The organism is Candidatus Sodalis sp. SoCistrobi (assembly GCF_900143145.1).
Lineage (GTDB): Bacteria > Pseudomonadota > Gammaproteobacteria > Enterobacterales > Enterobacteriaceae > SoCistrobi.
Genome location: NZ_FRDB01000095.1, coordinates 1 through 10,556 on the forward strand (window position 1 = coordinate 1; position 10,556 = coordinate 10,556).

Here is a 10,556-nt window from a genome sequence, read left to right on the forward strand (position 1 = left end):
ATTTCCGCCAAATGGACCATGCCACTCAGAGACTGGAAACCTGCTATGAGCCAATTCATGTTGATGTATGGAGAACGAATCTCCAGTTAAGCGATGGAGCCATTTACACAAAAAAATTTACAGACCCCAGCTCATCGGCATTGCGTTTCAGCGAGCATATCGAGTCCTTGTCTATTTCTTTTACCGCTATTTTACTAACCTAAAATGAATATAGAAACTGGCGGTACTCATATTTATACTCATTTTTGACTGTTCTGTCATGAGATCAAATGATAAGCCATAAAAAGAAAAATCCACGCAACTGCGTGGATTTAATAGGGTTTATAAGTCTTCAAAAGATGCATTGAGATCGCATGAGACAACAGAAGTCATTTTAGACGTTGAACAGGAAATTCATCACGTCGCCGTCTTTCACCACGTACTCTTTCCCTTCGGAACGCATTTTGCCGGCCTCTTTGGCGCCTTGCTCCCCTTTATAGGTGATGAAATCGGCAAAGGAAATGGTTTGGGCGCGGATAAAGCCTTTCTCAAAGTCGGTGTGGATTTTCCCGGCCGCCTGCGGCGCGGTGGCGCCGACCGGGATGGTCCAGGCGCGGACTTCTTTCACCCCGGCGGTGAAATAGGTTTGCAGATTGAGAAGCTCATAGCCGGCGCGAATGACGCGGTTCAGGCCCGGCTCTTCAAGCCCCAGCTCCGCCATAAATTCCTCGCGCTCCTCTTCGTCGAGCTCGGCGATATCGGATTCTACCGCGGCACAGACCGCGACCACCACCGACCCTTCAGCCGCGGCAATGGCGCGCACCTCATCCAGATAAGGATTATTGTCGAAACCGTCTTCGTTGACGTTGGCGATGTACATCGTGGGTTTCAGCGTCAAAAAGCTCAGATAGCGAATGGCGCTTTTCTCTTCGACAGACAAATCAAGCGTGCGCAGCATGCCGGCATCGCTCAGGTGGGGCAGGCACTTTTCCAGCGCCGACAGCTCCAGCTTGGCGTCCTTGTCGCCGCCCTTGGCCCGTTTTTGCACCCGGTGGATGGCGCGCTCGCACGCCTCCAGGTCGGACAAGGCCAGCTCGGTATTAATGACATCGATGTCTTCCGCCGGACAGACTTTCCCCGCCACATGAATAATATTGTCGTTTTCAAAGCAGCGCACGACATGGCCGATGGCTTCGGTTTCACGGATGTTGGTCAGGAACTGGTTGCCCAGACCTTCCCCTTTTGACGCGCCTTTCACCAGCCCGGCGATATCGACAAACTCCATGGTCGTCGGCACGGTACGCTGCGGCTTGACGATCTCCGCCAGCTGATCCATGCGCGCGTCGGGCATCGGCACCACGCCGGTATTCGGCTCGATGGTACAAAACGGGAAGTTGGCTGCTTCGATGCCCGCTTTGGTCAGCGCATTAAACAGGGTGGATTTGCCCACGTTGGGCAACCCGACGATACCGCATTTGAAACCCATGGTTATTTCACCTTAAATAGCTTTATTATCAGCCGGTTAATTGCCATTGCCGGCATGAGATCACTCTAAACGTTCATTATACACAGAATCCGGCCATTACTCGACGCCCGGTATTCAACCGGGGCGATAGGCATGCAGGCGGTTCATGGCTTTTACGGCATCCTGGGTCACCAGAATTTCCGTACAGCGTACCGCTTCGTCAATGGCGCCATCAATCAGCTGAAGTTCTGCTGTGGGCGGTTTGCCGAGCACAAAGCCCACCACCTGATTTTTGTCTCCCGGATGGCCGATGCCGATACGCAGCCGGTGAAACTGGGGATTATTGCCCAAGCGGCTAATGATGTCTTTTAGACCGTTATGGCCGCCATGGCCGCCCCCCAGCTTCAGCCGGGCGCTGCCGGGCAACAGGTCCAGTTCATCGTGGGCCACCAGAATTTCTTCAGGCGCAATGCGGTAAAAGGTCGCCATCGCCGCCACCGCTTTCCCGCTGAGATTCATAAAGGTGGTGGGCACCAACAGGCGGACATCCTGGCCGCCGAGGTTGAGTCGTCCGGTATAGCCATAAAATTTGCTTTCTTCTTTTAGCGTCTGCCGGTAGCGCTCCGCCAGTAACTCGACATACCAGGCGCCGGCATTGTGGCGGGTGGCGGCGTACTCGGCGCCGGGATTGGCCAGGCCTACAATTAATTTGATCGTCACGTCTTACTCTCATCGGGCGGTTTGCGCGTTAGTTTACTCTGCCCGGGCAAAACAATTCAAATCCACGGCGGCGCAGCGCCGGTGCGGACTGCGCTGATTTGTGTGATTTATTGAAAGGTCTGTGATCGTCACCACAAGGTGATGGGCTTACTCTGGCTATACTTTAAGCAGTAAAAGGAGTGACGCCGAGCAGGGCGTCCGAGAGGACAATCAGGAGGTGTAGCATGAGACGTAAATCAGCAATGCTGGTCGGCAATGGCCTGATGGGCGCGGGGATGATACTGATGGTTGCCAGTATCGCCGTATCGGTGCTGAACCAGTTGCCCCAGATCACTATGCCTGCCCTAATGGCCAACGGCGGCATTATGGGCATTTTTGTCGGCGCGCTGTTATGGCTCGCGGGCGCGCGCATGGGTGGTCACGAGGAAATTTCGGACCGCTACTGGTGGCATCGCCGTTTTGACGCGCGCTGCCGAAAAGACCAGAACGCCCGCTACCACTAATTCGCGGCCGTCGTCCCGGGACAGGCAGGCTAACACATAATGTTCGGCCGCAGTCGGCTATGGCCAAAAACGGACCAGACGATATCGCCGACCACGGGCTTTTTCGCCCCGGCTTGCCGGTGCTGGGTCATCAGCATTATCGGGCAAGGATGACTAGCTTAGGCCAATCCCGCAGCGGGGGATAAACAGACTGTGCTTTTTAGGCAACCGGCGTGGCGTCGATGTCGACGGGCGCCGCAGCGAAAGTGCGTGCGCCCCTGACTTGTCAATGCTCGAATCAATGCTCAAACATGGCCGAGATGGATTCTTCGTTGCTGATGCGGCGAATCGCCTCCGCCAGCATCCCGGACAGCGTCAGCGTACGCACGTTGGGCAGCGCCTTGATGGCCGGATCCAGCGGAATGGTATCGCAGACGATCACTTCATCAATGACCGAATTCTTGATGTTTTCATAGGCATTGCCTGAGAAGATCGGGTGCGTGGCGTAGGCGAATACCCGCTTGGCGCCGCGCTCTTTGAGCGCTTCGGCGGCTTTGCACAAGGTACCGCCAGTATCAATCATATCGTCCACCAGCACACAGTCGCGACCCGCCACGTCGCCGATAATATGCATCACCTGTGACACGTTAGCGCGCGGGCGGCGCTTGTCGATAATCGCCATGTCGGTATCGTTAAGCAGCTTGGCTATCGCGCGCGCGCGCACCACGCCGCCGATATCGGGGGAAACCACGATCGGGTTTTCCAAATCCTGCTGCAGCATATCTTCCAGCAGGATCGGGCTGCCGAATACGTTGTCCACCGGCACGTCAAAGAAGCCCTGAATCTGTTCAGCGTGCAGATCAACTGTCAGCACGCGGTCAACGCCGACGCTTGACAGGAAATCGGCCACCACTTTGGCGGTAATCGGCACGCGGGCGGAGCGGACGCGGCGATCTTGACGCGCATAACCAAAGTAGGGGATAACGGCGGTGATACGACCGGCGGAAGCCCGGCGCAGCGCATCAACCATGACCACCAGTTCCATCAGGTTGTCGTTGGTGGGCGCGCAGGTGGACTGGATGATGAAAATATCGCCACCGCGAACGTTTTCATTGATTTGCACACTGACTTCGCCGTCGCTGAAACGGCCGACGGCGGCATTGCCGAGACTGGTGTATAAACGGTTGGCAATACGTTGCGCCAGTTCCGGGGTGGCGTTTCCAGCAAAAAGCTTCATATCGGGCACGAGAAGAACCTCAGGCTTGCGTCCAGAGAAGGTATTGCGCCAGCCTGACGCCGGGGAAGGCGGCGGCGCCATGCGGGGCAATGCCATACGGGTAATGCATCAGGCCACCGTCAGGCGGCTTAGTGCGCCCCTGACAATGCGCGGTGCAGCGGGGAAACGTTAACGCCTCGGGCTACAAAACCGCGCATCCATGCCGGGGCCTGCGATAAAACCTGACGGGCGGCGGCCTCGGTATCGAATTCGGCAAATACACAAGCGCCTGTGCCAGTCAGTCGCGACGGCGCGTATTCTAACAGCCATGAAAGATGCTGTTCAACCGCGGAAAAATGTTTTCTTGCGATTGGTTCACAATCATTATGAAAAGGCGTGGCCATAAGCTGGGCGAGCGAGCGCGGTGGCGCGTCTCTTCTCAGCTCAGGATCGCCGAAAATGCGCGGCGTGGCAATACTGACCGGCGGTACGGCAACCAAATACCATTTTTCCGCCGGGGCGGCCGGCGTGAGGCGCTCGCCGATTCCTTCGGCAAAGGCCGCCTCGCCGCGTACGAACACCGGCACATCGGCGCCAAGCGTCAGTCCCAACTGCGCCAGGGTGGCCACGTCCAGCCCGCAGTGCCATTGGGTATTAAGCGCTATCAGCACGGTGGCGGCGTCGGAAGACCCGCCGCCGAGCCCGCCGCCCATCGGCAGCACTTTCTCCAACTGGATATCCGCCCCCGGCGCCGCCGGGTCATCCGCTGCCCAGCAATGGCGCTGCAACAGCCGGGCGGCGCGCACGATAAGATTGTCCTCTTCCGCCACCCCCGCTATCGGGTTTAGCAGGCGAATGCGGCCGGCGGCGGTGGGGGTGATGGTCAGCGTGTCGCCGTACTCCAGAAACTGAAATAGCGTTTGCAGCCAATGATAGCCGTCGGCACGGCGGCCGGTGATATATAAAAACAGATTAAGCTTGGCCGGGGCCGGCCACTGGCGTGTCATTACAGGCTCCAGCTATCCATTTTCAATTTGATGCGATTGTCGCCCTGGCGCAATTCCAGATTCGACGGCAGCGCCGGAAGGGTATCGTCGTGATAGCCCTGATAGGTTACGGTCCAGCGCTGCCCGTTGTGGCTGTAATTCAGGCTATGCAGATAGCCGCGGGAATCCAGGGTAAAATCGGTGGCATCGCCGGGCAGGCCGAGCATCCACTGCCGCAGGTCGTTGAGCGGGATAGACATGCCGGCCAGTTTCTGGATCATCACCTCGGGATCATCGCTGACGTAACGTTTGCCCTGATTGTTGACAAGCTGGGCCACGCCCGGCTGAACATTCAAATCCATCTCGGTGCTGCCGAGCGGGTTGGTCAAAATCAGCCGGTAGCGATCGGCGCTGGTCTGCTGCCAGTTGAAGCGCGCGTAAACTTTCTGCTGGCTGGAAAGATAGGCAAAGGCGCCGCGGGTCTGGTAACGGCTGAGGGCGGTGAGCGACTGCTGGTGGGTGCGCCATTCCGGCGAGGTCTGGCTTTTGGCCGGGCCGGAGGGGGTATGGACACTACACGCGGCCAGCAGCAGACTGGCCAGCGGCAGCAAACGGAAAATGGCGTATTTACGCTCGGGCATGACGTCGACTTCCTTCAATAACGCGGGATGAATGGCTTTCTTTCACGCTAGCGGAGGGCATCGTTAGCGTCAATGGCTTTAATAGTTTGATTTTATACCCTTACAAGTTGTACACCTTAAGGGGAGGAAAGTGCGGTGCGGCTTTTCTTGCACCTGTGCATCAAGTAGAATGCGCGCAGACGATAACCATACTAACGATTGTACTACTCTGTAGCCTTAATCCATGACATTGCTCGCACTCGGTATCAATCACAAAACAGCGCCGGTCGCTTTGCGCGAACGGGTGGCGTTCTCACCCGAGACCCTCGACCAGGCGCTGGGCAGCTTGCTTGCGCAACCGCTGGTGCAGGGCGGCGTTGTGCTTTCGACCTGTAACCGCACCGAGCTGTATTTGAGTGTCGAGCAACAGGCTGACCTGCAGGAGGCGCTGGTACGCTGGCTGTGCGATTATCACCAGCTGGAGCCCGACGAGGTGCGCCAGAGTCTCTATTGGTATCTGGGCGATGAAGCCGTCAGCCATCTGATGCGCGTCGCCAGCGGCCTGGACTCGTTGGTGCTCGGCGAGCCGCAAATCCTGGGACAGGTTAAAAAAGCCTTCGCCGAATCCCGCCGAGGGCACGGTCTTTCGGGGGATCTGGAGCGATTATTTCAAAAATCCTTCTCGGTTGCCAAGCGGGTCCGCACCGAAACCGAGATAGGCTCCCATGCGGTGTCGGTGGCGTTTGCCGCCTGCACGCTGGCGCGGCAGATATTTGAATCCCTGGCCCAGGTGACGGTGCTGCTGGTGGGCGCAGGCGAAACCATTGAACTGGTGGCGCGCCACCTGCGCGAGCATAAAGTAAAACGTCTGCTCATCGCCAACCGTACCCGCGAGCGAGCGCAGCGGCTGGCGGAAGAAGTGGGCGCCGACGTCATCAGCTTGGCGGAAATTGATAGCCAATTGGGTGAGGCCGACATTATTATTACCTCCACCGCCAGCACGTTGCCGATTATCGGTAAAGGGATGGTGGAACGAGCGCTGAAACAGCGCCGTTATCAGCCCATGTTGTTGGTGGATATTGCAGTACCGCGCGATATTGAACCGGAGGTGGCGAAATTGGCCGATGCCTATCTGTACACGGTGGACGATCTCCAGAGCATTATTGAAAAAAATCTGGCGCAGCGTAAACATGCCGCGGTACTGGCGGAAACCATTGTTGCGCAGGAAAGTCTGGATTTTATGGGATGGCTGCGCAGCCAGTCGGCGGTGGAGGCGATTCGCGATTATCGCACGCAGGCCGACAGCCTGCGGGAGGAGTTTGAAGCCCGCGCGCTGGCGGCGCTGCGTCTCGGCGTCGACCCGGAACAGGTGGTGAAGGAGATGGCGCACAAGCTGACCAACCGTCTTATCCATACGCCGACCAAATCGCTGCAGCAGGCCGCCCGCGAAGGCGACGCCGAGCGACTACAAATTTTGCGTGACGGTCTAGGACTGGACACGCACTGCAACACATAAGGTAAACCACCACGCATGAAGTCCTCGATAGTCGCCAAATTGGAGGCGTTGCAAGAGCGCCGCGAAGAAGTGGAAGTTCTACTCGGCGATCCCGGCGTGATTGCCGATCAGGTCCGTTTTCGCGCCCTGTCGAAGGAGTACGCGCAGCTTTCTGATGTCACCCGCTGTTTTCAGCATTGGCGGCAGGTACAAGAAGACATCCACACCGCGGAGCACCTGCTGCAAGATCCCGAAATGCGCGACATGGCGCAAGAGGAGCTGCTGGCGTCCCGCGCCAGTCGGGACCAGCTGGAGCAGCAGTTGCAGGTGCTGCTGCTGCCAAAGGATCCCGACGACGAACGCGGCTGTTTCCTGGAGGTGCGTGCCGGCACCGGCGGCGATGAGGCGGCGCTGTTCGCGGGCGATCTGTTTCGTATGTACAGTCGTTATGCCGAAACCCGGCGCTGGAAGGTGGAAATCGTCAGCGCCAGCGACGGCGAGCACGGCGGCTTTAAAGAGGTTATCGCCAAGGTGTCCCATGAAGGCGCCTACGGTCAATTGAAATTTGAATCCGGCGGCCATCGCGTGCAGCGCGTGCCGGAAACCGAATCCCAGGGGCGTATTCATACCTCGGCCTGTACGGTGGCGGTGATGCCGGAAATCCCCGAGGCGGAGCTGCCGGAAATCAACGCCGGCGATCTGCGCATTGACACTTTCCGCTCCTCCGGCGCGGGCGGCCAGCATGTCAATACCACCGATTCGGCTATCCGCATTACCCATCTGCCCACGGGATTGGTGGTGGAGTGCCAGGATGAACGTTCCCAGCACAAGAACAAAGCCAAGGCGCTGGCGGTGTTGGGCGCGCGTTTGCGCGCCGCCGAAGTCCAGCGCCGGCAGCAGGAAGAGTCCTCCACGCGGCGTAATCTTCTGGGCAGCGGCGATCGTTCCGATCGCATCCGTACTTACAATTTTCCCCAAGGGCGGGTGACCGATCACCGCATTGGCCTCACGCTCTACCGGCTGGATGAAGTCATCGAAGGCAAGCTCGATATGCTGATCCAGCCTATTATGCAGGAGTATCAAGCCGATCAGCTCGCCGCGTTGTCCGAGACGCCCTGATGACCTGGCAGCAATGGCTGGCCCAGGCCGTCCCCCGGCTGCGCGCCTCCCTGAGTCCCAGCGCCAGACGTGATGCCGAAATCCTGCTGGCGCAGGTGACCGGCGCGGCGCGTACCCGTCTGCTGGCTTTCGGCGAAACCCCGCTCTCGGACGCGCAGCAGGCAACGCTTGCGGCACTGTTAGCGCGGCGGGAACGGGGCGAGCCCGTGGCCTATTTGACCGGCGAACGTGAATTCTGGTCGCTGCCGCTGCGCGTGTCGGCCGATACGCTGATTCCGCGCCCCGACACCGAATGTCTGGTTCAGCGCGCGCTGGACCTGCTGCCGCCCGGTCGCGCCGAGGTGCTGGATTTGGGCACCGGCAGCGGCGCCATCGCGCTGGCGCTGGCCTCGGAGCGGCCCGAATGGCGGATAACCGGCGTCGACCGCCTGCCCGGCGCCGTGGCGCTCGCCCGCGATAACGCCGCCCGCCTGGGGCTGAATAATGTGCAGTTCCATGAGGGTGATTGGTTTAAACCATTGCAGGCGCAACGCTATCGTCTTATTGTGAGTAATCCCCCTTATATTGAGGCGGACGATCCCCATCTTATGCAGGGCGATGTACGCTTCGAGCCACGCAGCGCCCTGGTGGCGGGAGAAGACGGCCTCCAGGATTTGGCGACGATTTGCCGCGAGGCGGGGGCCCATTTAACGCCGGGCGGCTGGCTGGTGCTAGAGCACGGCTGGCGCCAGGGGGCGGCCGTGCGCGGTCTGCTCGCCGCTGCCGGCTTTGAGAGGATAGCTACGTTGCGCGATTATGGCGGCAATGAGCGCGTCAGCCAGGCACAACGCTCGCCCGCGCAAGCGTGACCGACGGCAAGGCAGAGGGAATGCGTGCGCTATGAGCGATAAAGGGATGACCGATGACCACGGTTGGTCACACCCGCCAACTGTACCCCCCGCGGTCTGCCCGTTCGGGCACCGTTTCCCGCAGCGTGCCCCCGGTTGCCTCTTGTTAGCCACGCCGGCTGTTTTGCCGGCGCTTATCAGACTCACCCTGTTAACAGGACCTTTATGAGTACGATTGCCGATTTTGAATATAACCAACATCCCCTGAGCGCATAGGTATCTACACATCAGGGAGGAGGCTTAAGAGCAACTCTCGCTAAATGAGTAAGTTCTTCCAGACTATATTCCGATAATAATTTTAGTGTATTCAACAAGATGGATAGGCCAGCGAGCAGAGCAGGAGCGCTCTCTCTGCGGCCTCGCTTTTGCTGTCGTCCTGACAAGCGACATATCAGCTGGCGGGCTGCCGCATTTTCTTCTCCTTCAGCGCGTTGCAGCCGCCATACCAGAACAGCAGCCATACTGGCTATTAACAACCTGCGTAGTACGGCTGGCGCGCTGCGCTGAAGCCATGTTTCTACGTCATGTCCGGCACCTTTCAGCAACTTAAAAAATGATTCAATATTCCAGCGCCAGTAATACCAACGAGCTACTTCCTCGCAGGTGATCTCGCTGCAAACGTTTGTAAGCAGCGTCCAGCGTCCCACCACATTACCGAGATCATCCGTAAGCCGAACAACAACCAATCTGACCGTCAGAGGCTCTCCAGGTTGGATTTTTATGCGGCGGCCGGTTTCTTTATCTTTACGCTTCTGCTGCGCAGCTCGGGTTATGACTATCGAGGTTTCACTGATTTCCATATCAGCTTTTTTCCCTTTCCAGTCTACCTGTCCGCATCCGTTGTATGGCAGAAGAGCAGCAATCTCACCAATTTTCAATGAATTACCTTGCCACTCTGCACCATGTCCTTCTTTTCCTCGGATAAGCCAGCATATTCCTTGAGTACTCAACGTCCGCATATGTCCAATAGAGTCACCCTCTCTATCAATTATATGAATCAGCTTTTTACCTATATTAAGCGATTCCACACGGGCAATATCGGTCGTCAAGGCGTCCATATGTGTCTGCCGTTCGGACAGTCCTTCCGCCAACGTTGAATGACAACCGGTTGCATCGGTAAGTGTCTGAGATAGAGGCGCTATTGGCAAACCCGTGCCAGCATCAACCAGCAAGCTGCTTTGAAGTTCATATCCAACATCGCCACCGTGCGTCATTTTTAAGCGTCCGTATTTGGCATGATGGTAAAGAAATTGTAAACGTGACCAATCATGAACAACGAGAGCGTATGGATGCGGGCTAAGCGAAATTTGCTCAAGTGCTAGCGAAATAATTGGCTCATTGAGTTGACTGAAGCTAATTCGCTTATTATTCAGAAAACGCCAGACAGCTTGGGTAGTTGCGAAAGTTGATTTTTGAGCACTTGCGAGGTCTTTAACCGCAGAAGCAAGAAGAGCCGCGGGCGTCATATGCTGTTTAACCAGCGTCTGATATCGGCGGGTAAGGCGAGAGTCAATCCCGCCAACAGATAGGTTGAAATCATTCTGCAAAGTAATAACAGGTATCACGATAAATGTGTAGATACCTATG

11 protein-coding genes are annotated in these 10,556 nt (G+C 57.4%); 5 read left to right on the forward strand and 6 right to left on the reverse strand.

Annotated features, from left to right (window positions below; genetic code table 11):
- Positions 1-203 (forward strand): hypothetical protein (locus CINSTRO3249_RS17420; protein WP_217265381.1); only part of this gene is annotated, 203 nt, incomplete at its 5' end.
- A 170-nt stretch (positions 204-373) separates the two neighbouring features.
- On the opposite strand, the gene ychF is transcribed toward CINSTRO3249_RS17420, so the two are convergent.
- Entirely contained in the window at positions 374-1,465 is a 1,092-nt protein-coding gene (gene ychF, locus CINSTRO3249_RS08130) for a redox-regulated ATPase YchF (protein WP_074012907.1), read from the reverse strand.
- Positions 1,466-1,579: 114 nt separating this feature from the next.
- A complete protein-coding gene (pth, locus tag CINSTRO3249_RS08135; protein ID WP_074012908.1) occupies positions 1,580-2,164 on the reverse strand; it encodes an aminoacyl-tRNA hydrolase in 585 nt (194 codons plus the stop codon).
- Positions 2,165-2,388: 224 nt separating this feature from the next.
- Between pth and ychH the strand changes: the two genes are divergently transcribed.
- The gene (gene ychH / locus CINSTRO3249_RS08140; RefSeq protein ID WP_074012909.1) at positions 2,389-2,667 is read left to right on the forward strand and encodes a stress-induced protein YchH; all 279 of its coding nucleotides are present in this window, start codon (positions 2,389-2,391) and stop codon (positions 2,665-2,667) included.
- Between the two features lie 277 nt (positions 2,668-2,944).
- Here the strand turns inward: ychH and prs are convergent, their stop codons facing one another.
- The 3 genes from prs to lolB all read right to left on the reverse strand — a co-directional run bounded on the left by prs (position 2,945) and on the right by lolB (position 5,489).
- On the reverse strand, positions 2,945-3,892 hold the full coding sequence (gene prs / locus CINSTRO3249_RS08145) for a ribose-phosphate diphosphokinase (RefSeq protein ID WP_011411824.1): 948 nt from the start codon (positions 3,890-3,892) through the stop codon (positions 2,945-2,947).
- A 119-nt stretch (positions 3,893-4,011) separates the two neighbouring features.
- On the reverse strand, positions 4,012-4,869 hold the full coding sequence (gene ispE / locus CINSTRO3249_RS08150) for a 4-(cytidine 5'-diphospho)-2-C-methyl-D-erythritol kinase (RefSeq protein ID WP_074012910.1): 858 nt from the start codon (positions 4,867-4,869) through the stop codon (positions 4,012-4,014).
- Positions 4,869-5,489, reverse strand: coding sequence for a lipoprotein insertase outer membrane protein LolB (gene lolB / locus CINSTRO3249_RS08155; RefSeq protein WP_074012911.1), 621 nt, complete (start codon positions 5,487-5,489; stop codon positions 4,869-4,871). The genes ispE and lolB overlap by 1 nt, the downstream gene beginning before the upstream one ends.
- Positions 5,490-5,712: 223 nt before the next feature.
- Here lolB and hemA point away from each other — a divergent pair, with 223 nt between their 5' ends.
- From hemA to prmC, 3 genes are read left to right on the forward strand one after another with little or no spacing between them, the layout of a single operon-like run.
- Positions 5,713-6,984, forward strand: coding sequence for a glutamyl-tRNA reductase (hemA, locus tag CINSTRO3249_RS08160; protein WP_074012912.1), 1,272 nt, complete (start codon positions 5,713-5,715; stop codon positions 6,982-6,984).
- A 15-nt stretch (positions 6,985-6,999) separates the two neighbouring features.
- The gene (gene prfA / locus CINSTRO3249_RS08165; RefSeq protein WP_074012913.1) at positions 7,000-8,082 is read left to right on the forward strand and encodes a peptide chain release factor 1; all 1,083 of its coding nucleotides are present in this window, start codon (positions 7,000-7,002) and stop codon (positions 8,080-8,082) included.
- Positions 8,082-8,930 (forward strand): peptide chain release factor N(5)-glutamine methyltransferase, encoded by an 849-nt coding sequence (gene prmC, locus CINSTRO3249_RS08170; RefSeq protein WP_074012914.1) that lies wholly within the window; start codon positions 8,082-8,084, stop codon positions 8,928-8,930. Before prfA ends, prmC begins: the two co-directional genes overlap by 1 nt.
- Before the next feature lie 266 nt (positions 8,931-9,196).
- Here the strand turns inward: prmC and CINSTRO3249_RS08175 are convergent.
- A partial coding sequence (locus CINSTRO3249_RS08175; protein ID WP_254304262.1) for a flagellar biosynthesis protein FlhF occupies positions 9,197-10,556 on the reverse strand: 1,360 nt, incomplete at its 5' end.